The organism is Bacillus sp. N6 (assembly GCF_052805735.1).
The window spans coordinates 2,547,960-2,574,806 of the sequence record NZ_CM127843.1 but is presented as its reverse complement, the minus strand read 5'-3'; the positions used below and the strand labels follow the sequence as shown (position 1 = coordinate 2,574,806).

General features: G+C 32.4%; 24 protein-coding genes, 1 pseudogene, 1 riboswitch and 1 other annotated feature. Of the genes and pseudogenes, 3 read left to right on the top strand and 22 right to left on the bottom strand.

What is annotated here, in order from left to right:
- Positions 1 to 73: 73 nt before the first annotated feature.
- The 11 genes and pseudogenes from ACUXVC_RS13150 to ACUXVC_RS13100 all read right to left on the bottom strand — a co-directional run bounded on the left by ACUXVC_RS13150 (position 74) and on the right by ACUXVC_RS13100 (position 12,090).
- Positions 74 to 838 (bottom strand): DUF3959 family protein, encoded by a 765-nt coding sequence (locus ACUXVC_RS13150; protein ID WP_048535392.1) that lies wholly within the window; start codon positions 836 to 838, stop codon positions 74 to 76.
- 206 nt (positions 839 to 1,044) lie between these two features.
- A complete protein-coding gene (locus ACUXVC_RS13145; protein ID WP_446026126.1) occupies positions 1,045 to 3,432 on the bottom strand; it encodes an RNaseH domain-containing protein in 2,388 nt (795 codons plus the stop codon).
- A 311-nt stretch (positions 3,433 to 3,743) separates the two neighbouring features.
- Positions 3,744 to 4,229: a hypothetical protein gene (locus ACUXVC_RS13140; protein ID WP_002041181.1), complete on the bottom strand. Its 486-nt coding sequence runs from the start codon at positions 4,227 to 4,229 to the stop codon at positions 3,744 to 3,746.
- Positions 4,230 to 4,438: 209 nt separating this feature from the next.
- A pseudogene (locus tag ACUXVC_RS13135) lies at positions 4,439 to 4,590 on the bottom strand (site-specific integrase); the annotation flags it as partial.
- A gap of 134 nt (positions 4,591 to 4,724) precedes the next feature.
- Positions 4,725 to 5,072, bottom strand: a complete 348-nt coding sequence (locus ACUXVC_RS13130) for a heterocycloanthracin/sonorensin family bacteriocin (protein ID WP_446026125.1) — start codon at positions 5,070 to 5,072, stop codon at positions 4,725 to 4,727.
- Between the two features lie 549 nt (positions 5,073 to 5,621).
- A complete protein-coding gene (locus ACUXVC_RS13125; protein WP_002082716.1) occupies positions 5,622 to 5,885 on the bottom strand; it encodes a DUF3937 domain-containing protein in 264 nt (87 codons plus the stop codon).
- 397 nt (positions 5,886 to 6,282) lie between these two features.
- Positions 6,283 to 6,972, bottom strand: coding sequence for a thiaminase II (tenA, locus tag ACUXVC_RS13120; RefSeq protein ID WP_095690841.1), 690 nt, complete (start codon positions 6,970 to 6,972; stop codon positions 6,283 to 6,285).
- 127 nt (positions 6,973 to 7,099) lie between these two features.
- Positions 7,100 to 7,205: riboswitch (TPP riboswitch) on the bottom strand.
- A 73-nt stretch (positions 7,206 to 7,278) separates the two neighbouring features.
- Positions 7,279 to 8,193: a D-alanine--D-alanine ligase gene (locus ACUXVC_RS13115; protein WP_061660682.1), complete on the bottom strand. Its 915-nt coding sequence runs from the start codon at positions 8,191 to 8,193 to the stop codon at positions 7,279 to 7,281.
- 4 nt (positions 8,194 to 8,197) lie between these two features.
- Positions 8,198 to 9,646, bottom strand: a complete 1,449-nt coding sequence (pdxR, locus tag ACUXVC_RS13110) for a MocR-like pyridoxine biosynthesis transcription factor PdxR (RefSeq protein WP_095690842.1) — start codon at positions 9,644 to 9,646, stop codon at positions 8,198 to 8,200.
- 89 nt (positions 9,647 to 9,735) lie between these two features.
- Positions 9,736 to 10,761 carry a homoserine dehydrogenase gene (locus tag ACUXVC_RS13105; RefSeq protein ID WP_095690843.1) on the bottom strand — a complete coding sequence of 342 codons (1,026 nt, stop codon included), beginning with the start codon at positions 10,759 to 10,761 and terminating at the stop codon, positions 9,736 to 9,738.
- Between the two features lie 87 nt (positions 10,762 to 10,848).
- Positions 10,849 to 12,090 carry an esterase/lipase family protein gene (locus ACUXVC_RS13100; RefSeq protein WP_446026124.1) on the bottom strand — a complete coding sequence of 414 codons (1,242 nt, stop codon included), beginning with the start codon at positions 12,088 to 12,090 and terminating at the stop codon, positions 10,849 to 10,851.
- Between the two features lie 280 nt (positions 12,091 to 12,370).
- On the opposite strand from ACUXVC_RS13100, the gene ACUXVC_RS13095 reads away from it, so the two are divergent.
- On the top strand, positions 12,371 to 12,712 hold the full coding sequence (locus ACUXVC_RS13095) for a DUF3914 domain-containing protein (protein WP_098976004.1): 342 nt from the start codon (positions 12,371 to 12,373) through the stop codon (positions 12,710 to 12,712).
- Positions 12,713 to 12,820: 108 nt separating this feature from the next.
- On the opposite strand, the gene ACUXVC_RS13090 is transcribed toward ACUXVC_RS13095, so the two are convergent.
- The 6 genes from ACUXVC_RS13090 to abc-f all read right to left on the bottom strand — a co-directional run bounded on the left by ACUXVC_RS13090 (position 12,821) and on the right by abc-f (position 19,814).
- Complete coding sequence (locus ACUXVC_RS13090) at positions 12,821 to 13,492, bottom strand: lipoprotein BA_5634 family protein (protein ID WP_141241054.1); 672 nt, start codon at positions 13,490 to 13,492, stop codon at positions 12,821 to 12,823.
- Positions 13,493 to 13,559: 67 nt separating this feature from the next.
- Positions 13,560 to 15,494, bottom strand: coding sequence for an ABC transporter permease (locus ACUXVC_RS13085; RefSeq protein WP_095690846.1), 1,935 nt, complete (start codon positions 15,492 to 15,494; stop codon positions 13,560 to 13,562).
- Positions 15,469 to 16,239 carry an ABC transporter ATP-binding protein gene (locus ACUXVC_RS13080; protein WP_053564410.1) on the bottom strand — a complete coding sequence of 257 codons (771 nt, stop codon included), beginning with the start codon at positions 16,237 to 16,239 and terminating at the stop codon, positions 15,469 to 15,471. The genes ACUXVC_RS13085 and ACUXVC_RS13080 overlap by 26 nt, the downstream gene beginning before the upstream one ends.
- 316 nt (positions 16,240 to 16,555) lie before the next feature.
- On the bottom strand, positions 16,556 to 17,050 hold the full coding sequence (locus tag ACUXVC_RS13075) for a DUF3267 domain-containing protein (RefSeq protein ID WP_098127279.1): 495 nt from the start codon (positions 17,048 to 17,050) through the stop codon (positions 16,556 to 16,558).
- Positions 17,051 to 17,571: 521 nt separating this feature from the next.
- Positions 17,572 to 18,165: a GNAT family N-acetyltransferase gene (locus tag ACUXVC_RS13070; protein WP_089171081.1), complete on the bottom strand. Its 594-nt coding sequence runs from the start codon at positions 18,163 to 18,165 to the stop codon at positions 17,572 to 17,574.
- Positions 18,166 to 18,185: 20 nt separating this feature from the next.
- Positions 18,186 to 19,814, bottom strand: a complete 1,629-nt coding sequence (gene abc-f, locus ACUXVC_RS13065) for a ribosomal protection-like ABC-F family protein (RefSeq protein WP_098127278.1) — start codon at positions 19,812 to 19,814, stop codon at positions 18,186 to 18,188.
- Between the two features lie 557 nt (positions 19,815 to 20,371).
- Here abc-f and ACUXVC_RS13060 point away from each other — a divergent pair.
- Positions 20,372 to 20,998 (top strand): DUF6518 family protein, encoded by a 627-nt coding sequence (locus tag ACUXVC_RS13060; protein ID WP_098976002.1) that lies wholly within the window; start codon positions 20,372 to 20,374, stop codon positions 20,996 to 20,998.
- Positions 20,999 to 21,317: 319 nt separating this feature from the next.
- Here the strand turns inward: ACUXVC_RS13060 and ACUXVC_RS13055 are convergent, their stop codons facing one another.
- From ACUXVC_RS13055 to ACUXVC_RS13045, 3 genes are all read right to left on the bottom strand, one after another.
- Complete coding sequence (locus tag ACUXVC_RS13055; protein WP_089171079.1) at positions 21,318 to 22,301, bottom strand: sensor histidine kinase; 984 nt, start codon at positions 22,299 to 22,301, stop codon at positions 21,318 to 21,320.
- Positions 22,298 to 23,005, bottom strand: a complete 708-nt coding sequence (locus tag ACUXVC_RS13050) for a response regulator transcription factor (RefSeq protein ID WP_000238996.1) — start codon at positions 23,003 to 23,005, stop codon at positions 22,298 to 22,300. Before ACUXVC_RS13050 ends, ACUXVC_RS13055 begins: the two co-directional genes overlap by 4 nt.
- Before the next feature lie 126 nt (positions 23,006 to 23,131).
- Positions 23,132 to 24,046 (bottom strand): acetamidase/formamidase family protein, encoded by a 915-nt coding sequence (locus ACUXVC_RS13045; RefSeq protein WP_095690850.1) that lies wholly within the window; start codon positions 24,044 to 24,046, stop codon positions 23,132 to 23,134.
- 150 nt (positions 24,047 to 24,196) lie between these two features.
- On the opposite strand from ACUXVC_RS13045, the gene ACUXVC_RS13040 reads away from it, so the two are divergent.
- Positions 24,197 to 24,625 (top strand): cell wall hydrolase, encoded by a 429-nt coding sequence (locus ACUXVC_RS13040; protein WP_001128402.1) that lies wholly within the window; start codon positions 24,197 to 24,199, stop codon positions 24,623 to 24,625.
- Positions 24,626 to 24,684: 59 nt separating this feature from the next.
- Here ACUXVC_RS13040 and lysS read toward each other — a convergent pair whose 3' ends face one another.
- Positions 24,685 to 26,238 (bottom strand): lysine--tRNA ligase, encoded by a 1,554-nt coding sequence (lysS, locus tag ACUXVC_RS13035; RefSeq protein ID WP_095690851.1) that lies wholly within the window; start codon positions 26,236 to 26,238, stop codon positions 24,685 to 24,687.
- An 81-nt stretch (positions 26,239 to 26,319) separates the two neighbouring features.
- Positions 26,320 to 26,576, bottom strand: a binding site (T-box leader).
- Between the two features lie 69 nt (positions 26,577 to 26,645).
- Positions 26,646 to 26,816: a DUF2197 domain-containing protein gene (locus ACUXVC_RS13030; RefSeq protein ID WP_000551042.1), complete on the bottom strand. Its 171-nt coding sequence runs from the start codon at positions 26,814 to 26,816 to the stop codon at positions 26,646 to 26,648.
- Positions 26,817 to 26,847: the final 31 nt, after the last annotated feature.

The window sequence follows — 26,847 nt, the reverse complement described above, 5'->3', positions numbered from 1 at the left end:
ATTTAATTACATAAAAAAAACCGTAATGATTTATCAATATTAAGATAAGTCATTACGGGGTTATTAAACCTCATTATGCATTATACCTATTTCTTCGGCGTTCCATCCTTGTTTGACCTTGAACTGCATTTTCTTTGTATGGATCTATTTGCTCTGTCATTTCATATGTTGCAACTGGTTCTTCGTACTTATACTCATGGATCTTTTCTGGCATTTTACTTTTAGATTCTTTCCCACCAAACTTAAATAGTTTCATCTTTAATTTCGGCAATCTTGGAAGTCGAATCTTAATTGATAATCTTTTGCGTTTCTTTTTTGGTCCAAGTAGATTTATATTTTCTTTATTATCTTTCTCTTTGCGGTGAATGAACATCGCAAGTAATCCTCCTAATACAAGTCCTCCAATTAATAGTAATATATATACATAATGGCTTGTCATTAAACTCGTTATGCGTTCAAGTATGACTAACGACTGTACTTCTTTTATATCCCATAGTAAAGCGGCCCATAATGAGAATAAGCCCAAAGTAAGTCCATATGTACGAAAACGGAATAAACATGGAATTAACGCGACACATGCAGCAATTTTCGCATTTGCTATGATTGAACTTGTTGAAATATCCTGGTGCCAAATAACTAACAGTAATGTTATAAATGGCGCATACGCTATCCAGCTGCATATACGTGAATACATCTTTTTAGCAAAATAACTACCGAAACTAGTAAAAAATAAAAGCCCTCCAATATATATAGATTGTTCTAGAGGGATTTGCTTTGTAAGTCCTGCAATTGGAAAGAGGCCGCTCAATAGCATTAAGAGCACATCTAATTTCTTCACAATTCCCCATTCCTTTCAAATTTTTTCAATTAATAAAAATCTTTTTCCATATGATATAGTTTTTGTATTTCTAAAAAACATATTAATCCTGTCTGCACATAAAGTAAATATGTAAACGAAAAGATACTTGACAAAGGATATCCTTATTTACATAAAAAAATGACAAATCCTGATCGATATAACGAGCAGGATTTGTTTACTAGTATTTAAAGTAGAGTAATTGAATCTTTCTTTTCTACCTTTACTACATCTACATCCAATTCATCATCAAATTCTTTAAACTCTCTTGCATCTATGTCAGTAATATAAGTCTTCATTACTTTTTCCATATGTACGGAATATGTCATGTGTACATTCTTTTTCGAAAGCATACTAGAATTACAGCACATGTAATGTATCATTTTAGCGATATAATCCCTTTCTACAGGTTTTACACCCAATGGTAAAATTTCAAGTATATATCGCTGAAAAATCCCACTACAATTAAGTGAATATTCACCAGTGCTATAATACATCCCTTTTTGATCTGCATATAAGCCAATGCTATCTAGAGCATCATCAGATTCTATTACACCGTAACTCGGTACATCAAAACCTGTATTTATTCTAATAATATTTAAATTTGGAACCTTTAACACCTCTGGAACAATATCAGGTAAAATATCTATATTAATTTCTTTATTTTGTAACTCTTTTATCCAACATTTTCTCAAATTTGCATCTACAATGAAGTAAACTTGTTCATTTTGTTCTTTTGCATATTGTACAATTTCCATTAATGTTTCGAAAACATATTGTTTAAAAAGAGCCCCCATATCATTTCTCTTTGATGGTTGTGGTAAAAATGCATTATGTTTATTTATATTTAATAATACGTAATCAATCGTTTGCCACTCTTTACTCCCATATAATTTATATAAAATTTCTTTTCCTTTTATTTTTGAAAAAATAGGTAAGAAATCGAATTTCGATATTCGTTCAATTGATAAACTAACATATGTACAAGGTAAATTTATCTTATTCCAACTACGCCTCAAAAATCCTTTTTGTTCTAATAGACTAAAAACACTATTTACAATTGTTTTACGAGATACATTTTGTCCTATAAATAAATTAATAAATGTTGAAATACGGTTTGTTCGTGCAAATCCCTCTCTAATGATTTGTTTTGGATCAATTTTTTCGCGTCCATCACAATTTTTCATTGCGATTAATGCTAATGTCGCATCACTGCGCTTACCCGCGGTAGCATAGACAGCTTTCTTAACATCATCTACAAGATTTGTTTTATATTTTTGGCAATATTGCATTTTATATGGATTTTGTAACACCTTTTCAATATTGTATCTCACAATCTTTAATAACACTGGAAAATCTGTATTCAATACATACGAATTTTCACCAACTTTAGTCAAAACAATTTCGCTATCAAGTAATGCTTGTTCTATTTCCAGCGCTATATTTTCAGACCAAACTTCTAATGTTAATGTCTCTAATCCTTTTGGTGCAAATAAAGGAAATAATTCATTTTTGTTATTTGTTGCTACCTTTTTACATTCTGGAAGTATTGTGAAATAAGAGAATTTACGCTGAAATTCTTTAAATAAATACTCTCTTTCCTTTACTGTTATACCCGGTTCTATTTTAGTACCTTGAACTTTATAAATTCTCTCATTGTATGGAAATAACACCCTTTTATTTTCTCCTACAATATAATCTTTCGGATATTGGAGAATATGGTCTAAATCCACCTCTCCCCCTATTTGAAAATCATCTTTTAAATTTCTAAATATCTTAATCCATTTCATGCCGGTTGTAGCTTGTTGTATTTTTAGTTTTACAAACCGTATTTTTTTATTATTTGACGCAAACTCTGAGGTAGAAATCAATATCATGCCTCGTTTTCGTCTTAAAAGTAAAGGAATATCTGGATGATTATATTCTTGATAAAATCTCCGAATCCCTATTGAAATATTTAATAATGGAGCGTTCTCACCACCGCGTGTTATGCATTCGAATCGATATACATAGGAGAAAAAATCTTGTGTTTTTTCATCTTTTATCGGCCCTGACATCGCCTCACAAATATTTTGTGATCTAAGAGGGGAAAAATAGATTTCTTCTTCATTTGTATTTTCTAAATATATAGGACGCTCACAAAAAATATGTGAGATTAAAGCGGGCACCCACTTAGAATACGTTTCATTATCATGTAGTACTGGCAAATTAGAAATCAAATCGGATTGCCATTCATATTTTGGTGGTTCTACTAATATATTTGGTTTCCAATCATGAATAATCTCATACCAACTTTGAAAAATATAATCGAGCTGCTCTTGTCTAATAGGTTCTTTCGATACAATCCATGGTGTATTTTCATTTAATACGTACGGGTTATGCTGAATAAACAATATATCCGAAAACATATCATACAATCTTTCATTCAAACGTTTCAACTTACTCGTTAATAAAAATGTCTTATAATGTATCTCTACGATGTCCAGCCATTCAATAGGAAAGTATATAAATGATACCTTTTCATTTAAAAGGGGTTCTACTATATTTTCAAATGTTAGCAGCCTTAATTTTTTCATAAAATGATTCCTTCCTTTCTTCAGTTGTCTTGATTATCAAAAAGCTAGAACAATAGTTACTTAATCTAATCCATTTAAACCAAGTATTTAAAAGAAACGTAAAAACTGTTTATCTACATAAATTATTATCAAACCGACTCTTTTAAAAATTCAAAGTAATTATCATGTATAACACCTCTATTATATTTGAATTTCGATACATTCGAATTATACATTATACTTAATGCATTGTACTTATCATTTACAATATCTTTACAAAAAAATCAAAAAAGAACACCTTAATTCGGTGCCCTTTTTACAAATATCAACCTTTATGTAATTGAACATATAGATAACAGTAATCCCCCAAATGAAATTGCTCCTAGTAAACCTACTACAACTCCTGTTAAACAAATACAATCAGCAAGACAAATAGAAGACTGCGATAATGGAACAAATGACCTACTTGTACTCGAACCATATTGTTTTATTTTCTCATAATTCACATCTAACATTAGATGTAAACATGTTACACCATCCTCAATAGTATGTAGAGGTTCTTTTTCTAATCGCTCCAATAATTTACTATCAAAAGCAACTGATAGAGGATACTGCTTATCTAATTTCATATTTTGATAAATTAGTTGCAAACGAGATAATATATTGTTTTTCTTCTTTTCAGATGTTACTGTACATTTCATTTTATTAAATTCATTTAATAACAGTGTCAATTCATCTCTTTTTCCGTATAAATCTTTAGCTATTTTTCTCTTTAGTTTATACGAATGGATAATAGATTTTAGTTCAATCATATTCATACACTTCCTAATTACATATTATTTACCCAATTATTTTATAGATAAACAGTACTTTTTAATCTTATTTAAATTACACTCAAGCATCTTCACTTACTATCGATTAACATTACATTAACCTTACAAAGTTGTAATGAATTCATTAGCTAGAAGGAATCAATCCCTAAACCAGACAGATATTTGATGATAAAACCATAAGAAAAAAGCAATGATTAGATTTTAAATCTAGTCATTGCTTTATCCATCACCTCTTGATTACACCTATATATCTTATTGTTACTCTTTCACTTGAATGATTGAATATATCAATTATAATAATGGCTATATTCTTTGTCGGCACGTACATATATAAAACTAATGTTTTTTAATTGATAAGGTGAAACTTTAATTAGCCCTCACCAATTGGGCTTTTATGGGTAGTCCGCCACCTAACTTCTCTTTGCTCTCGCTGAATTTTTTTAGGGTCTTACTGCCCGGCAAATAGCAGGATAAATGCAATCAATATTCATACGTTATAATAGTACCAGTAGTATCAGTAGTACCACTAAAACCATCAAAACAGTTAGAGCAACCACCACAACCACCACAACCACCACAACCTCCGCAACCTCCGCAACCTCCGCAACCAAAACAACCGAAGCAACCAATACAACGGAATCCACCACAACGGAATCCGCCACAACGACCTCCACCACAACCACCACAACCACCACAACCGCCACAGCGACGAGCAGCATCTTCAATATAGTAATATGGATATTGGTTTTGCTGGTCCCAATAGACAATATTTCCAGACCGGTAATCATTAAGACTTAACGCTTGTAGTTCTTGTTGAAACTGATTCATTTTCATAACCTCCGTTTATAAAATACAACCTCATTGATGCTTCCCTATATTTCTGTTCGTTACATCTAAGTAAAAATAGCGCTATAAACTAAGTTCAATACGTACACCAACAAAGTATGACTTATCACTAAATGATGCACCTTGTTCATATACCTATTTTTGCTATGGGCTCATTTTTATAAAGTGAAACTTTAATCAGTGGGGGGGAGTTCATCCCCCGCTGATTATTAGCCCTCACCAATCAGGCTTTTACGAACAGCCCGTTAATGCGGGATAAATAAAAATTAAAAAATATGAATTCTAGCGTCATATCTTCATACCTACTAAATTCAATTAATTTCTCAATAATTATGTTGCCATATCCTATATATTTTCGTCTGCCGCTTAGATTTTTCTGTACTGTAAATGCCTTTCGCTATAACACCTCCAAGTAACCGGTTTCTATGACGGATAAGAAATTCCTACAAAGAAAAAAGCCCTTATTAGGGCTTTTCATTCTATTTCTCCAGCAAAACTCTCTATGAAATTCCTAATAGAAAAAAGACACACTTAGATTGATGCGTCTTTTTGTGATGCCTCTTTTGTGAAATCATATAAAGCAATTGCGCCTAAAAGAACAAGTATACCTTGAGGAACATCTAGCAAAATAGTTTTCCAAATTTCTGGAATTACCCATTTAATATCTGCTGCTGTTTCAAGATATGTTTGGAAATAGCTGATTGTAAAATTAATTATCCCTAAAAATACAAACAACGATAAACCAAATCGAATTAATTTCTTATTTGTAAACATATAACACCTCTCAAAATTCATTGGATATTCCTGCTTTTGCTTCTTTATATTTCCATATCTTTATATCTAATTTTAACACATAAAGAACTCAAAAAAATACGATATGCATATTTGCATATCGTATTAACAACACTCCATGATAATTTAGAAATTCCTGCAAAGAAAAAACAACTCCGTTACAGCTAACAGCTCGGGTTTCTTTTCTTATTTAACTTCATACCACCAACATTTACGTTCTTTGATTGTAAAATAAATGTGACAGAAGTTTATCCAGTTATTGCGTAGACAAGTAAATGAGCTAAATTATCGATATTTTATTTCGCCATATCCGTAGCACTAATGACTTTACGCAAATTTGACAAGAAAAAATATATAGATAGGTATGATCCATACCTATCTATAACATTATTTCTATTCTTTATCCAATTACGTCTTTTACGTCTGTATCCACTGGCCACTTTTCTAATGTATAAGCCATTTTCCAAAATGAATATTCATATTGACTGCTAATAATAAAATGCTGTTTCATACGTTTGCGGTCTACCTCTGTTACTTTTTCAGCGATAGTATCTAAACGTGTAATTTGTTCTTCAACTAGCGTACGGAACCAATCAGATCCATAAGCAGAAATCCATTCGTTATAAATTGGCTCTTCCGGCTGGCACTCTTTTAAGCGTTCGCCAATTTCATAATACAACCAATAGCAAGGTAAAATTGCTGCAATGATATCTCCTAAATGCCCTTCATACGCAGCACGATACATATGTGAAGTATACGCATATGCAGTTGGCGCAGGAATAAAATTATCTTTTTCTTCTTTTGTTATCCCTAGCTTTTTAGCAAAATTCTCATGTAAAGATAACTCGGCCTCATATGTATTTTGAGCATGATGTGCCATACGAGCTGTCGTCTCTAATTCAAGAGCTTTTGCAGCTCCTAAAGTTTGTACTCTAGCAAAATGACTCAAATAATATGAATCTTGAAGCACATAATAGCGAAAACTAGCTAAATCTAATGTTCCTTCACCAAGTTTTTTTACAAAAGGATGGTTAAAACTCGCTTCCCAAATTGAATCTACTTCTTTACGTAATGATTGTGAAAAAGTCATTTAAATCCCTCCAATAATGTATAAAATATAAGTATTTATCCACAATTATTAAAGCTGTAAAATAAAAAAACTTTCTTTACAGGCGTAAAGAAAGTGAAATTGACAGTATTTATTTACTCATTAAATAGCAACGTCTTTCCCACTTCCCTACGCTGGCATTAACCAGATCAGGTACTAAGAGTCTCAAAATCACATTTGATCTCAGCCTATAAAAGGCCCCCCTAGTGGATAAATATTTTGTTTTTATAATGTATTCATCATAGCATACTTCGTGAAACTGTCAAAAGAATTAGTTATATAATCTCCTTAAAACCCTTCTTCATTTCTAACTTTTAATGATGTTTCAATAATCATATCTAATAGTTTGCTATAACTAATTCCCGCTGCTTCTGCACTTTTGGGCAATAGGCTTGATTGTGTCATCCCTGGTAATGTATTAATTTCCATTACATATGGAATTCCGTCCTTCACCATCATATCAACTCTTGCATAAACACTACATTTTAATGCTTTATAACAAGTCAGTGAAGCTTTATTTACACGTTCATTAATTTCTGCTGGAAGTTCGATAACTTCCTCAACTGTACTAGTATCATCATATTTTGCATTGTAATCAAAGAACTCGGCTGCATGTCGAATTGAAACTATAGGTAACTGTTTTCCATCCAGAATAGAACATGTAATTTCATCACCTTTTATATACTTCTCAATTACTACTTCAGAATCCCATTCGAATACAGTTTCTAGCATTGAGATCAATTCATTTTTATTGTAAACGATTTTCACCCCGACACTCGATCCGCCAGAGTTTGGTTTTACCACTAATGGAAATCCTAACTTATCTAACTCATCCAGATTTAGATCCTCCATTTTTGTAAGTTCAATCCAATCTGGTGTTTCTACACCTTCATAACGTAAAATCTTTTTCGAAATATTTTTATCCATACATATACTGCTAGATAACATATTACTTCCGCTATAAGGAATCCCTAAACTCTCCAGTGTTCCTTGAACTGTCCCATCTTCTCCGTATTTTCCGTGTAATGCGAGCAATGCAAAGTCAATGTCTTTCGCTTTTTCAATTAAATCCATTTTTTCGTTTAATGTAATTGGAACTATTTCATACTTATTTTTATCTAAATGAGCAATCATTTCATTCCCCGTCATAATTGAAACTTGTTTTTCAGACGATACCCCGCCCATAATAACACCGATTTTCATTTTCTCAACTCCAATTTTCATTTTTTAATGTATCACCAATTATTTTAATTCCCCGAACTATTTCTTCTTCTTTCAAGCGCGAAAACCCTAATCGGAAAGTGTTCGCTCCTTCTCCATCAGAGTAAAAAACATCTCCAGGTGAAAACGTAACGCCTTTCTCATAACACTTTTGTAAAAGTGTGCGGGCGTTCATATGCTCTTCTAGCTCTATAAATAAATGAAGTCCACCATCTCCAGTCATTCTTTTAAAAGGAATGTACTGGTTACATGCCCCGACAGCTAACTCATATTTTTTCTTATAAACAGATCTTGCCTTTTTTAAATATTTTTCAAAGTATCCCTCATGTAAATATTGAAACAGAACAGCTTGATCTAGCGTAGATGTGTGAATCGTTCTTGCTCTTTTTACGCTTTCTAAATAATGAATCAGCTCTTTATCTGCAATAATCCAGCCTACACGTAAACCAGGGAAAAGCACCTTTGAAAAGCTACTAATATAAATCACATTATTGCCAGCTCCCGCAAAAGTTAATAATGGAGCTAAATGTGAACCTGAATAACGTAATTCTTCATTAAATCCGTCCTCTATAATAGGAACCTTGTATTTTGAGAATAACCTCATCAATTCCGTTCTTTTCTCTGAACTCGTAACAATACCGGTTGGATTATGATAAGAAGGAATTAAATAAGCAAAATCAAAATCTTTTTCACGCAAACTTTTTTCAACTTCATTCGTATCAATACCATCCTCATGCATATCAATCCCATGAACTTCAAGTCCATGTAAACGGAAAAGCTTAAGTGCAGCATGGTGAGTTGGATTCTCACAAATGACACGACCGGATTTTTTTGATAAAGAAGAGAGTACAATATCCAATCCTTCTGTAAATCCATTTGTAATTAGAATATCTTTATTCGAAATGTCTACACCTTTCATTTCCATGTAATGAAGTAAATAATTCATTAACGGTCTATATCCCTTTGCATATCCGTAGTTCAATACGATGTCCCCTTCAATGGACATACGAGTAAGAAAAGCTCTTTTGAAATTTTCAACATCAAATAGCTTCTCATCCGGGGCTATACTATTAAAAACAATCATTCCCTTTTCCCAACGAACACCATGTTTCATTAAATCTAATTCGTCCGCTAATGCGGTCACTGTATTAAGTTTATTTTTCCAATCTATTTCAACAGACGAAGTATTAGATATATCCACCTTCGCAACAAAGTTCCCTTTTCCTTTAACTGCATAAATGAGTCCTTCTTGCTCTAAATCTGCATAAGCAGCGAGTACAGTGTTTCTACTCACACTTAGTAATTCACTTAGTTCCCTTGTTGATGGGATTTTTTGATCCCCGAGCAAATGCCCTTTCATAATCATCTTTTTCAAATAGTCTTTTAATTGAATATAAACGGGACGATCTTTAACAACTTTAAAATCCTTAAACAATTCCTTACCCCCTGCAATCATTTTTGCATATTTATTTCATTCTCAAAAGGTCCACGACATATGTATTTTTTATAAAGGGCGGTACGGTCTTACAAATCTTTTCGATATAAGTTAATTACATCTTTTAAAGCTGCAGCTGCAGCGCCTCGTGGATTAGAAGCCCCGCCAATTGTAGTAACTTGCCCCATCGTATCTGTAAAGAACGTAATTCCTTTTTCGGTCCCATTTACTTTTGCTAACGGATGATCTTTTTCTATTTCGCACGGTTCAACATTTAAATTCACATTGCCACCCTCATCCTTATATATTGATGCTATTAATTTAATAATTTTATGTTGTTTCTTAGCATTTTGTATTTGCTGTTTTGTAACGTGCTCAATTCCTTTTATATGTATATCAGTAAGTGTTTTCTTTGTTTCCATTAAGCTGTTAGTCAAAAGTAACAATTTACACGCACTATCTGAACCACTTATATCTAATAAAGGGTTTGTCTCAGCAATCCCTTGATTTTGTGCTTCTTTCAGCGCTTCTTCAAATGTCATATCTTCCTCATACATTTTCGTAAGAATATAATTAGTTGTTCCATTTAATATTCCTTCTATTTTATCAATACTGCAACCGGCTAAACTAAATTGTCCAATATCTAGTGTCGGTAGCGCAGCGGCTGTTGCACCGCTATATCGAATTCGTACATTTGCGCCCCTTGCTGCTTCATTTATTTCTCTCCAGTTTGTAACGAGCGCACCTTTAGAAATTGCTACTATATCCATCTGTTTCTCAATCGCTTGTTTCATATATTGTTTCCCTGGATTTCCATCTTTAAGATTTGTAACCGTTGATTCTACCAATACAGTACCACTTATGCTAGTTGTTGCACGTTCCTTCGGATGATACTCTAAATATTTTTCAATTGCAGCGGTACCGGCACCATACATTAATAAATGATGAAGAGATAAGCCTTCTTCATTATGTATTGCAATATTTCTCCCTAATACGCCACTTACAACTAATTGAATCCCATATGTTTCATATATATATGAATATTTTTCATTTAATAATTTTATAAACTCTCTGCCTACTGTTCCGTATCCTGATAATACAACTTGAATTTTCATAATATCCCCCCATATTTTTCTACCAAATCCCTCTTTCAATATAATATAAAGCGCTCTCGAATTCCATCGAGAGCGCTTTATTATTACCTATTTCGGTAAACGTGATAGCTTTTCAGCAATTGTTCTATAAAACTCTTGAATGCTAGAAAAACCTAACGAGTCTGAAACACTTAACCCTACCATGTCGAGATGGTCCCAATTCGCTTTCGTTTCGATATGATTCCATTTTCCAATCTGTAATGACTCATTATTATTTACAGCAACATTAGAAGTTGGTGCAATCATAGAATTTGTATTTACTACACCATCATTTTGCCACCAAGAAGTATCGATTAATGGACGGTTTTCTTCATATCTCGCATAGGAACCTAAGAAAAATGCATTCCCCATTAACACTTTATTCATCGTTATATGTGGTAAATGTAAACCTGTTATAGGTGCTGCTTGTGATGCATGTCCACTATAAGATAAGTAATACACATCCGGTTGCGTCTTTACCCAATTATTTAACTCCTTTGCACCATCTGTACTTAAATCCCATTGACTTATATCTTTTGTATTTTTCCAAAGTGAACTATTTAGAATACGATTACTATATTGGAAAAAGGACTCTCCAGCATTCTTCTTTATCCCCCATTGATCCAATTTGAAATCATATAACGATAAATTATTGTTTCCTCCGAAGCTTGCAGTTGTAATGAGTAAATCTTTAACGAACGGTAGCAGAAGACTCCCATCCGCAAGTGTTGTACCGTTGTGAGGGGTTGCTAATGTTGTAACACTATGAACATATGATTTTCCGCCTTCAAATAGTGGTGATATTTTGGTGTTTGGGTGATTTTTCACATAATTCTTTTCTTCAAAACTACCTTCTTTTAATAGCTGTACTAATGTTCTAATCGTTTGTCCACCCATGCTATGTCCAACTAAATGAACTTTATTTGTTTCAGTCCAATTCGGTGCAAAACCACTATAAGTTCTGCCAAAACGATTATGTCCATGTTTCTCAGCATGTACGGCACCATAGTCTACTGTCCCACCGTTAATTTGTGCATACAATTCACATGCACGATCCCAGTTACTAGAAACAGGTCCAACAGCTGCGGTATGTACCATATAACCATTTCGTTTCAAATCTTCCTGTATATCATGAACACCACCCCAATATTTTACGCCCAGCATTTCTTCCCTACCCCATCCAGCAAATCCATTCACCAATATGATAGGATAATTATTTTGTTGCCTTTCTTCAGCGTATGATATTTTCGCTACGAATGAACATACGGTCACTAATGCGAAAAAACATATTTTTAAAAATAACTTCCCCATACTTTCTCCCCCTAATAAAACGTTTACATTTTTCTTTTTTAAAAATTTAACAGAATACTTTAACAACTTAAACATAATGTAAAGTATTTTATATACGTTGTATATATAGAAAACATATACAAATGTTGATAAATATTAATTCAAGTGAACATTTACTTTTTACAATATAACTTGTAAATCTGTTTATTTGAATTTATAATTAGATATAGTTTCCTCATGTTAAAAAAATTTAAAAACCATAAGAAAACTAATCTCATTGCTTCAAAAAGGAGGAAAAAGCATGCAAATCGGATCAAATATTCATACATTATCTCAACCTACTAAAATAACTCCATCTACTCTTGAGCATAATACTATCTCTTCTACTAAACTTGAAAGTACGAAAGTAAATGATCCTATCAAGTTTGATATTCGTTCATCTGAAAAAGAAATGAAACAGTCTGAGCATAAATTTAATGAATTAGATTTATGGAAGATGTTAAAGGATAAAGGCGTTCCTTTATGGATCATCCTTGAAATGCTACAAAAGGCTCGTAAAGAAAAAGAAGCCCAAAATAATTCAGTTCAAAATTCAAATAGGATTGAGGAAACGAGTGATACTCGATTAAATGAAGTAATGTAATCTTGTTATATGAATGTTTTATAAGACAAGCACCACTCCTCACAAATAGTGGGATAAACTAAAAAGAGTTCAAAGTTGATAGAACCATTATCAACTTTGAACTCTTTTTTAAGATTTGCCTCCAATCGTTACAAACTGAACTGATCCTTCCCCTTTAAAACCTTCAATTAACTTTCTTACTTTTACTTTTTCATTAATCAACGTATTATCTGTCGATATTTTAGGGTTTTCATCACCTAATGACTTTTTCAAGTGTAGAAGTTGCATATTCGTTTCAGTTGCCCTTATTTCTTTATACACACTATTTCTCGCCACAATAATATACCATAGTGCTCCATAGTCACGTTTATTGCCAAGCCAAGCATCATTACCATATGTAACAGGTATCTTGCTTCCTTCTATATCAATAATTTTTATATTCTTTTCTTCTTCATTTATAAATAATAGGGAACTTTCTTTTGGAAAATCCGGCAACGTATCTAACGTTTTAGAAAGGGATGATTGATCACGTTTACGAAAAATCTTTGCATTCATCATCTCTTGTGCAGTAGATTCATTTATTATCAGAACCCTTTTTTGGTCGAATCTACCTGTTTTCACTGCAAAAGCTTCCTGTTCTTTCGTGTTTTCCTTATAACGATTCATAATTGCTCCAGTATGATTCTCATCTCCAATGATTAATACACCGTTAGCTGGAAATCTGTTTTCATTTTTAGAGCATGCACCTACACTTAATAACAATAATATACTTAATATGAAAATAGATAATTGTTTTTTCATCACAGTTCCTTTCATAACTCAAATTGGTTTATACATGCTTTTCTGCAAGCATACTTGCTCATATTCTCTACTGTTCCATCGTTTTATAAAGCTTTTGTAAATAACGCCAACGAGTTATAAAGAAATATAAAACTTGTATACACATAAATGAAATTAAAATGACGATAGAGCTATTTAGAATAGAAAAATCGACTAATTGTTGTAATGCCATATAAGCGACTACAGTATGTATTACTGCAACGACAATCGGTAAGAAAAACATTAATAATAACTGTCTCGTTACGACTTTCTTTAACTCCCGTTTACTTAACCCCATTTTCGAAATCATTTTATACTGCTGTTGATCGCGGTCCAAATCAGTATATAATCGAAAATAAATAAAACTAGCAGCAAATGTGAAGAAAACAATTCCGACTAAAACACTAGCCATAAGTAATAATCCATTCGTTTGTTTTGCACTTAACAACTCTATAGTTAGAGCTCTAAATTCAAAATGTATATCTCTAGGATCTTGATTAAATATATTATTTAATTGGTTTGAAACCTGTTTCGTTTTTATCCAATCATCTACAACAAATCCGTAAGTACGATATTGAATAATATCTTCATTATCTGGACCACTATTCAGTGGAATTCCATCATATACATGATCTTGAATAGCAATATATATTCCTTCCGTATCATGAGGTAAAACTAAATTATCGACAGTTTTTTTTACATGAAATGTCTTTGTCCAATCGCCTTGAATGACTTCAATATTCTTCTTATAATCACCATTTTTAAATTCTTGTTTTTGTGATACCATTCCAGGAATTAATAACATTTCATCTTCTTTTTCAATCGTTTCTTGTTGATACCCTAGCGCTCTCGCAAGTTCGTTATATTCACTTAATTTCATTACATATACATTACTTTCTGTATATATATATGAAGATGAAGCCATTCGATACGGAATATTAGCATCAGCCAGATGGTTTTTTATAATAGAGAGATGTTTATCCGCTATTTTGTTGTTTTCAGGAGCCATGTATAGTAATGTATACGGATTCGTCATCCTTACTAAATCTTTATTTCCAAGAGCAGCTGTCGTGCCAATTGCTGTAAAAGCAACTGCTGAAATAATAGATACTATAAAAAACATCGTTGCATTATCCTTCATACGATAAATTAATTCTGAAAATGTTAATATATTCGTTCTCTTTAAAAAGAAATTTTCTCTCCTTTTAGCAAGATGCAATATATACACGCTACACTGTGTATATAAAAAGTACGTTCCAATAATTACCAGAAACACTCCTATTCCGAGCACAATAAAACTATGATTTGGGATAAAGCGAAATACTAAAATATAGCCATACCCTATACTAAATAAAGAAAAAATTGATAATAAAATTGACGATTTTGGTTCAGGTTTTGGCTTTTCCCCTGCTTGAATCAGTTCCACAAGCTCTGTAACTTTTATCATTTTAAATGTTACTAGCGAAACAATTAAAAATAAGAACAGAAATGTAATGACTGTTAATAATACAGCCTGTACTGGTATATAAAAAGGTAATCCATTGCTAATCATTAATACACTGGCGCTTATTAATAAAACTAGTTTAGAAAAAATGAGTCCAATAAGAATACCTATACAAATTGAACCAATTCCAATTAACATATTTTCAATTAACAATAACTTCTTAAGCTGTCTCATTGACATACCTTGCATCATTAAAATGCCAAATTCTTTCTTACGCGTTTTTAAAAATGAACTAACTGAATATAGAATGAAGAAAAATGAAAATACAAATATCAACCCTTGTGAAACTTTAAATCCTAATGTACCAAATGCACTTATTGTTGTACTTGTCGATTTCAACTCCCCTTGTAGATCGGGATGAAATAATAAAAGTGCATACGTAAAGAAAATCATAATTGAAAATGCACTACTTAAAAAATGACCTGCATATGTACGCTTATTACGAAAAATATTATTAAATGCGAACTGACGAAAAGTCATGCCTTTTCCCTCCTAACAAAGAAAGGACATCCATAATCTTTTGATAAAACGCTTGCCTGCTTTCACCGCAATAAATTTCGTTATATAGTTGACCATCTTTAATAAAGATTACTCGGCTGCAAAAACTCGCTGCATACGGATCATGAGTAACTAACATCATCGTAGCTTTTTCTTCTTTATTTAGAGTATCAAGCATCTCCATTACATCATTTGAAGATTTAGAGTCTAAATTCCCTGTAGGTTCATCTGCAAGTAATAATTGCGGCTTATGAACGATTGCGCGAGCGATTGCTGTTCTTTGAGCTTGTCCCCCTGATATTTCAAACGTTCTTTTACTCAATATATCAGTAATGTTTAACTTCTCTGCAATCTCTTCCACTCGTTTATTCATTTCTCGGACGGAAACACCATCTAAAGTCATCGGCAATACGATGTTTTCTTTTACAGTAAGTGTGCTAAGAAGATTAAATGATTGAAATACAAATCCTAATTGTTTTCTGCGGAATAACGCTAATTCTTCTGATGATAATTGAAAAGGATTTGTGCCATTAATAAATATTTCTCCCGATGATGGAGAATCAATAGTAGATACCATATTTAATAACGTTGTTTTCCCACTACCTGACGGGCCCATAATTCCTACAAATTCACCTTCTTGAATTGATAAATCAATATCTACTAATGCTTTATAAGGTACTTTCCCTTTATATACTTTACTAATACTATTTGCCTGCAAAATTTCCATTTATATTCTCCCTTCATTTCCACTGCTCACTATAGAGTGTAAATGAATTGTCTTACAGCTCATATTGATTCATCTTTCATTTATCTTACACGCTTGTAAGATTTCTAAAAAAACTGATAACAAACCTATTTTCAATCTATAAACAAAGTATATCTATCTTATAATATTTGCATATTGGTTTGAATTACAATGCTATTTTCTAATCTTTATTTTATTAATATGAAAAGACCGATTTTTTTATCGGTCTTTTTACTTTCAAATATTATATTTTAACTGTTGTATGTAGTTGAAGCATATTTGAGTTACCTATTAAATACTATTTCACTTTATAATAACCTCTGCAAAAAAATGAGCGCTTCGGTTTCATTGCAATCAAAAACGAATTGTAAATATCTGAGGCGGAAATGAATGTGTTTATCCAACATATAAATAATAAAATTGATTTAATATTTCCTGATACAAAGAATGACATCATGGCAGGAACTACTGATAATACAATAATAGGCAAGCTCATAAAGACCCAAAATCTCGTTTTAGATAAGATTGCATTTGTATTTAACCAAAAAAATCTTTTACTAAATGTTAAGCTAATATCCCCTTTTTTACTTATTACTAAAATGTGTAGACATTCGTGAATGATGAAGACTAAGATACCTATTATGATAAGATAAAATATATTAATATGAGTGAAACCTGTTTCAAAGAAATAAGGTATTAGAAAAATAATTATCTGGAGTATATATACAAACTTCATATAATGTTTTCGGTACCAATTATTCTGTATAAAAGGAGTCCATTCTGAAAAATCCATACTTATTTGTGGCAAGTGACGAAACCAAATTATAATATGTGTTCCCCTCCCTCATTTAAACTAATTCCTGGCTTAAAGATTTAATCTACTAGCACTCAACCGTAAGTTTTATATGTAGCTCTTTAATAGACTTACCAGCAATTTTTGTTGACTAAGACTAAATGCTTCTTTATACCGCCCATTTCTCTTTTCCCTTCCATTTTTCAAGTAATTCATCTGTAGAATGATTTGAGTAAGAAATTTGTATTATCATTGATACATAAATTCGACAAAATCTTCCAACACCCTTTTTCATGAATGATTTTCCAACTGATTATCCCCTGTACAGCTTGATTTCCATATTTTGTTGAAAAGCAATTCCATCAAGAAGTCATTACAATTGTACCTTTCATATGTTAGCAGGTATAAAGTGAAACTTTAATCAGTGGGGGTTTTACTGCCCGGTAATGCGGGATAAAATGAATATAAAAAAGCTTAGAGTTTTAGCTCTAAGCTTTTTTATGATTTCGTTTTAATTCCTTTTACAGAGAAATATTTTTTATCCATTCAGATTTACTCAATACATAATGATTATATATTTGATCTTCTATCTTCTGTTCACTCAAATAAGTAAACCTGCATTTTTTAATAACTTTATTTGATGGTACATTGTTAATTAAAGCAATTGCGTTGAGGACATTTAAATTTGTTTCTTTAAACAAATAGTCAATTAAACCTTTAGTCGCTTTTGTAGCATAGCCATGATTTTGATGTTCATTTGAGATAGCATACATTATCTCTCTGTTTGGTGAAGGAAGTTCTTCTTTCATGCCTGTGCAGCACCATCCAATGCATTCATTTGTAGCTTTCTTAAATATTCCTAGCTTTAACATACGATTATCTATGTTATTCGTAGTTTTCACTGCCTCAAGAAATACTTTATTTGCTGGTATTTCATAATTTGCAATCCAATCCATCCTTTGTTCTTTTGTTGATTTCCAGTCTGGTAAAAACTTTTCTATTTCCGGTTGATTTGCTATTTTATAAATACTCTCTGCATCTTTGACCATAAACTCTTGCAAGTATATATCTCCACAATCTATTCTAAATAACTTAGTCAAACTCTCTTCTCCCATATTAATCCCCCTTACTTACGTTATAGCGCCTTAATCTGCTTCGTAAGTTCTATAAATCGTTCATCAAGTTCTTTATATTCTTTGTCGTTAGAAGTTAAAAAGCTTAATTTTCCTAATACTTCTTGTCTCTCTGTTTCTAACGTTAAACGTAGCTCTTCAATATCATCTCTTGTTTTAGTAGGTTCTTCTAGCTGCTTTTGTATCGTATTGTTTGAAAACACGAGTTTTGTGTTAGTTGTTTTCTCCAGAAAATATCGATCGTGAGATACAATTACTAATGTTCCGTTATACTCAGCTAATGTATTTTCAAGTTGTTCACGTGAAGGTAGATCCAAGTGATTCGTCGGTTCGTCTAAAATGAGTACATCTTTTTCATCTAAAATATAAGCCATTAGCTTACATTTTACTCTTTCTCCCATACTCATATGCTCAATCGGCTCTTTCCATTGAGACGCTTGGAATCCTAAATGTTTCATTAAATTTTGGACTTTTCCTCTTTCTTCAAACGTCTCTTTAAAAAATAAATTTTCTGGTGTTTTATCAAGCGGTAAATCAAAAACTTCTTGTGTTAAATAGCCGATATTTGCAGAAGGTGAAATCCATATTTCTCCTTCTGCAGTTTCGTTTCCCATAATCATCTTCAGTAATGTTGTTTTCCCACTACCGTTTGGTCCAACAATCGCAACTTTCTCACCGTGCTGAATTGTAAAATTAACGTTTTCAAATAATACTTTCCCATGAAAGTCTTTTTTTAATTGCTTCACTTCTAAAAAGCGTTTTCCTACTTTTTTGTTCGCTTGAATAGAAAACTCAACTGAATATTCTTCTTTCACACGTTCTACTTTCGTTTTCTCCAGCTCTTTTTCGAGTCGTTTTCGTTTTGACTTCACTTGCGCATCCATTCGCTTCGCTTTTACACGATAGAATTCTTTCACACCTTCTTGTTTTGTAGACTGCGCATGTGCCTTTTGTGACCATGAACTCAATTCTTTTATATGTGTTTCTACTTGTTCTATCTTTTTTTGCTGCTTTTCATATTCACGCTGCTGCGACTTCCTTCTTTGCTCACGTACTTTCATGTAGCTCGTATAATTACCACTATGCTCAATTAATTTTTTGTCCTCAATTGACCATATTTTTGTTGCGACAACATCTAAAAAATATCGGTCATGCGATACAACAATAACAGTACCTTTCATCTTTTTTATTTGTTTAATGAGAAATCCCGTACTGATCTCATCTAAATGATTTGTCGGTTCGTCTAATATTAAGACATTAGGATTTTCGGCAAATCCTTTTGCTAATCGAATTTTCAGCTTTTCACCACCACTTAAAGTATGAAAATCGTTCGTTGGCACGCCCCATTTCGCAAGAAGTTCTGCTTCTTGCGAAATCACATCATTACTAATAAAAGATTCTATTTCTTGCTCAACATATGCGGTTTTCATATTCATTTGCTGCCATTCAACAATCCCTTTTGAAGGCTCAATCTTTCCATTTATTAATTGAAGTAACGTTGATTTACCAGCACCATTTTTACCAATTAATCCGATAACATCCCCTTGTTTCACTGCTACATTCATTTTTTCTAACAAAGTATTTTCCATTATTTCAACGTAAACATCATTTAATTTTAAAATTTCTTTCATATTACCGATCCCTTTCATTAAGGGAGAACAAAAAAATCCTCCCAAAGTAATTTTGGCAGGATTAGTCGTTACATTATTTATACCCAAATAAGCTATTACGCAAATCAAATAGCAATACCGTTGTTTGGAATTGGGCAGACTAATCCTAATTTTTATAAATTGAAATTTATTTCATTTCAACATTTAAAAATAAGATTAGTTAATCATCGTCCACCCATCATTCCTTTCCGTCATTAATAACCATATTGTACCATACTAGTACTGTATGAGTAAATGCAATTATTTGTGCTGTTAAAAAGATCGCTTTCTTTTAGGCTTATTTATCATTTCTTAGCTTCATATTGAACAAGCACAAATTACATTGATTGTAATACGTCCTTTAGGTTTCCCCAGTAGTAAACTTCTAAGCACTCTCTCTTATATAAATTTTATATAAAAACAAAATGTTATTCGTTATCCAATAACCACTTATTGTTTTTCGATAAATTTTTATTGATTATTCCCTTGTGATAAGCTATTATATCTTTACAGAAAATAATAATGTAAGGATTGAATTTATGGACAGGACATTAAAAATCACAAAGTTAAATATGTTTTTAAGGATTTTTCTCATCCCGATTATAGTAGGGATTATTGTTGGTATACTAACTAAATTGGGGCAAAGTATACTTCCTGGACACTGGAATTCATTAGCTAATCTAGGAAGCGTTTGGTTAGTTCCATCCTTTTTTGTGGCTAGCTTTAGTTATTCTAAGCGTTCAGCTATACTTTCTGGTCTCCTTGCACTACTCGGTATGGTATTAGGCTACTATGGTTATGCAATAGTTATTAAAAATGTAGCTCACTCTATTTATTTTATATCTGTATGGATTGTATGTGCATGTATAGGAGGAACTATCTTTGGAATTGCAGGTTTTCTATGGAAAGATACTACAAATCCACTTCATAAATTCGGAAGCGCACTTTTAAGTGGAGTTTTTGTAACGGATGGACTTCACATTCTTTTAAATTTTGAACACTATAGTCACATGTTACCTGTTGGATATACCGAAGTCATAGTCGGGATTATCTTGATTCTTGTATTAGAACGCTCTAATGCTAATCGAATTTCTTCTTTCTTAATAATGGTTCCTATCACTATTTTAGGGTTAATTGGATATAAATTATTAAGTTTGTTTGTTTAATTACAATACTGTATCATGAAAAAATAAAAGACTAATTCTATTATAATCCACAAAAAATATCACGAATTTGAACATTATACTTATTCATGTTAATACACTTATTCATAGGATGGATACATACAGCTACCTCTTTCAAAGGGGTAGCTTTTTTCTTACAAAATCTATTTATCAATTTATTATTAAATCCTTCTAATTTAACACCCGTATTTATTAACGTGTCATTATACATACTAAGATGACCTTTTACTATTTCATATAATTGCTATAAAATAAGGCTAAAAAAACTTATCTCCAAAGTTCTTTAGCCTAGATCAATTATCTACACATTAAAAAATTTAATTCGTACAACGGTACCTTTACCAACTTCTGAATGAATCTCTACACTATGCCCTAATTGTTTTGTAATTTCATATACAAGATATAGCCCCATTCCTGTTGATTCTTTAAAATCTCTACCGTTTTCTCCTGTAAAGAAAGGTTTGAATACTCTTGGTAAATCTTGCTTCGGTATACCTACGCCATTATCAGCAATTTCAAGTATAACGGTATTATCTTCCTTACAAGCTTTCACTTTAATCTTTTCTCTACTACCTGATGAATACTTAATCGCATTCGATAGTATTTGTCCGATTAAAAATTGTAACCATTTCACATCACTTTCTACAGTAATGTCCTTATCAATTTCAAGCTCTGGATATACAAAATTCCGGATAAAGAATCGTTTATGTTCATGTACCGAATCATTCACTATTTTATGTAGTTGTACCCTTTCTACATAAAAGTCTTGTGTAAACGCTTCTAAACGTGCGACATACAGAGCCATTTCTAATCCCTTTTTTAATCGATCAGTTTCCTCATTTATACTTTCAAAACGTGAATCTACTTCATCCTGTGTAATTAATTCTATTACAGATAAAGGTGTTTTCATTTGATGAATCCACTGATTCATAAAGGTTAAATGGTCATTATTTTTTCTCTCTTGCATTTGCAGCTGATTTTGATAATGTCTATATTGCACCTCAAGTAGTTCTTGAAGAGCAGCCGATACAGCTGCAAAATCAGATTTTTGAACAGATTCATCTAAAGATTGCATCGGGTTTGCTAAGCGCTCATAAAAAGAACGATGTGTAAAATAACGAAACATTAAATAACTTCCCATAAAGAAAACACCTAGAAACATTGCATATAACGCCGTTGTAATATGATTATGCCCATCAAACCAATATACGAGAAATATAGCTAGTAGTTGAATTATGGTAAAGCAAATAAGTGGTATATGATCACGTATAAACAACCTTATCATTTTTCTATACCAGTATCCCAAGTAATATGCAATCTATATCCAACACTACGAATCGTTTCAATCGCACCTTCTATATGTAACGTTTGTAACTTTTTACGCACACGTGTTGTATTTACACTTAATGTATTATCATCAACATAAGATTCACTATCCCATAATTTATTAAGTAACACTTCTCTACTCACAACACGCGGATAATTTTTCATTAATGTCTCTAATAAAATAGCTTCGTTTCTCGTTATATCAATCTCGTCATTTCTAAGTTTCAATACAAGTCTTTCAGGATATAAACAAAGACCTTGTTGCTCAATCATTCGCTCTTCTAGTTTCGGTGCATAATCTCCATATGCACGTCTTAAATGACTACGAATTTTCGCCACTACAACTTCATAATGAAAAGGCTTCGGAATAAAATCATCGCCACCGTTTTCTAACGCCATAACTTGATCCATCGTGCCTTCACGGGCCGAAATGAATAGTATCGGACATGTTGAAACTCCGCGAATTTGACGACACCAAAAGTACCCATCAAAACTCGGTAAATTAATATCTAATAAAACTAACTCTGGTTGTTCTTCTAAAAAAATGTTTAATACATTTTGAAAGTCCGATACAATAACTCCTTGATAACCATATTTCGCAACATGTGTCGATAATAGTTCTGCAATTTTCATATCGTCTTCTACAATCATAATTTTGACCATTATTGAACTCCTTTTTAATCCACAATCTCAAATATACTTATATAAAATAAATACTACCTCTTTTCACAAAATCCGTAAATTAAAAAAAGATGCTTTTATACAAAAGCATCCTTTTTCGTCCCTTATCTATTTAATATGAAATTTACTAAAAGTAAATCCTAGTTTCTCCACATAATCCATTCCTAGTTCCATACGCGCTGTTTTCAGCGGATCCACAACTTGGCAAACTTTTAAATTACCTGCTGCCGATAATAAAAGCGTTGCATCAGCTTTAGACATTGTTAATTCTTCATGTAAAAATGTCACCATATTACGTACAGCACGATTTGCTGCATCATCTAACAATTTCTCTGAAGCAATCGTCATCATTTTTTCTTTTTGAATAGCCATTGGTAATGGCCATTGTTTTCCTTTTATAATTTGAACTGTTACAGTTACCTCACCAGCAACCTCTACACCACTAACACCAATTTCACCATCACCCATTGCTGCGTGTAAATCACCTAATGCTAATAGTGCTCCTGGGACATTAACTGGTAGTAGTAATGTTGTTCCTTCTTTAATTTCTTTACAGTCCATATTCCCGCCGTGATCATGCGGTGTGCCACATGAAATGCTCTTTTCTTTCGGTGCAGTACCAATTACCCCAATCATTGGATTAATCAGGATTTGTAGTTCACTTGAAAACAAAACATATTCATTATGTATTGGGACAATTTTCACTGTATTTTCATTTAACTCATCACCCATTACACCAAGGTTTGCACCTGTAGTTAAAACGCCCTGCTCTGCAATTTCAATTTTTTCAATCGTTACGACTAATATATCGCCAGGTTCTGCTCCTTTAACATATACAGGTCCAGTCGCTGGATTAATTCGGTTCCAATCTAATTCTTGTAACACAACATCTTCAGAATCGATTTGATTTTCAAAGCAATCATATGTTTCAAATACAAGACTGCTCCCAATTTCTACTTCCATACACGGCTTATTTTCTGGTGACATTGAGTAAATGATATGGTCTTTATGAATTCGATACATAATACCTCTCCCTTTTATATTTATCTACTATTACTAATTAGCTTTTTTTATACAAGCTCCTCTTAAAATTAAATGTTATTTTTATGTAAAAAAGCACGCAGATTGTTTTATAACATACACTCTTTACTATAACAGAAAGGTGGTATCACTATGCCCCTTATTCCATACAACGAAAGTGATGTTGATTTACTAGCTCGATTAATTCGTGCTGAAGCTGAAGGCGAAGGTCGCCAAGGTGAGGAGTTAGTTGGATGCGTTGTAGTAAACCGTGTATTTTGTGATTGCTTAGATTTTAAACAACTCCGCACCGTACGAGACGCTGTATATCAAAGCCCCGGCGGATTTGAAGCAGTACAATATGGATATTTTTATCAACGCGCTCGTGAATCAGAAAAAGAAATCGCACGAAAAGTTTTACAAGGTCAATGGCGCTGGCCTGCACGATGGGCTCTTTGGTATTTCCGTCCAGTTGGAGCTTGTCCGCCTGAATGGTATAATCAGCCATTTGTAGGACAGTTTAAAAGCCATTGTTTTTATGAACCAAGTGGTGATGAATGTCCGAAAATGTATTCACGATAGTAAAATTTGCAACGCAAGTACTTAGAAATTTTGGTACTTGCGTTGCTTTTAACTGTGTTTTAGAAATCTAATAGTGTGATGAAATTTTCTATGCCTACTACATGTATTAATAATAGTATACGAGGACCATTTGATTGATTCATAATGAGCTTATATATAATAGTGAATAATTGTTTTTGATTTTCTTTCATTATTTTTTTATTTTCATGATGACAAATCGCATATAATTGCTCCATTAAGTTAGAGTAATCTTTATTAGAACGAAGTATTTTACAAACTTCTACTAGCCATTCTTTCTGCCTTTCATCTAATGTGTAGTAAAACTCTGCATTTTTCTCCTCATTTACCGCGATTAATTTTTCAGATTGAAAGTTTCTTATCCAATACTCTGCGCGATTACTTATCGCTCTCATTTCATCTAATGCATAGCTCCTATCTATTTTCTTTAATATCCCCTGTAAAATAGTTGAATCAAAATTTAATAATGGTAACGTTCCTGCTACTTGATTAAATTTCGGATATTCTTTAATCTCACTATCAACTCTAGAGATTTTAATTGCATCAAATAAATCTTCATTTTTGAGCGTTTTATTTTCATAACTATCTTTCAATCGCTCATACTCTGTATAATTACGAATCACATCTTCATCCAACCCAATATGAAAAGCAGCACCTGGTTTGTATTTTGCAAACATAAAGAGAATTACTTCTGGTATATACACTTTCAATAAATTGCTTGGTGTAATACTATTCCCTGAAGAACTAGACATTTTTTCATGATTCCCTTTAATACCAATAAAATCGTAAGCAACGTAATGAGGCGCTTCTCGATTGAATATTTTCCTTGCAATTTCTTTTGATACATTATAACTACCCGTTTCTGATGAATGATCTCTACCGCCCGGTTCAAAAATAACATCCTCTATCATCCATCTCATCGGCCAATCGATTTTCCAGTTTAGTTTCATTTTATTTGTATTTAATACGGATAACTCTTTTTCATTTCCGCATTCACATTCATACCGGACTGTTTTTAATACTTCATCAAAATGTGTAATAGTTGTTGTATCTTTTCCGCATCTCTCACAATATAATGTAGCTGGATAAAAGCTCTCTCGCTCTTCTTCACTACACTCTCTAGTTTTAAAACCCATTAAAATATCATATATTTCTTTTCGTTTATACAAGGCCTCTAATATATTTTCGTTATACCTTCCGCTTCTATATTCATCATGTTGATAAATAAATTCTACTTCAATTCCAAATGCTTGAAGCGATTTTTCAAACTCTTTTTCAAAATGCTCCGCATACGAGTTATGACATCCATACGGATCTGGAATATCACAGTATGGCATACCAATATACTTTGCAAAAGATGGATCAATATTTTTTGGAACTTTTCTAAACCTATCATAATCATCCCACGAAAATATAAAACGAGTCTTTTTCCCTAAATCTTGAAGTGCTCTTACTACGAAATAAGTCGTTACGATTTCACGAAAGTTCCCAATATGAACAGAACCTGACGGACTAATTCCAGATGCACAAACAAACATTTCTTTATTTGGATGTTTCCTAATTAATTCATGTGCTACTTCATACGCCCAATGCATATATTACTCACCTCAATTATTTTTTGTTTCTCATTTCCAGTTTTATGCAACAAAAAAACTCCCACCCCCAAGATTATTCATCTTGAGGACGAGAGTTGTTAGCTTCGCGGTACCACCTCAGTTTGTTAATATGTCACCATATTAACCTCTTCAGGTACGGCAAAATATGCTTATACCCTATCTCTATAACGGGAGAACCCGTCGCACCATCCCTAAATAAATTAGTTCCTTGCGCAGCTCCAAGTCTTTTTTCATTAAGATGTATACCGCTCTTTCTCAGCTACCAGAGCTCTCTGTACGTATTCTTTCTTAACTACTCTTCTCTTCTATGCCTTAAATATTAGTTTTTTAATATGATAATTTATAACACTTTTATTGTCAAACTTTTCCGAATCGAAATCGTAAAATTATCTAAAAAAATTCTTTATCGCTTCTAATTGAATTTTGTGGCTACACTCATCACAACAATATGCCCCTTTTGGTTTCTCTTTAAATCGCTTATATTTTTCACTACCTTCGTAAACACGAAATATATTCTTACAAGAAAAGCAAACAATCTCATAAAACATCATATGCATTTTCCTCTCCGTGTTTATAAACCTTTTAATC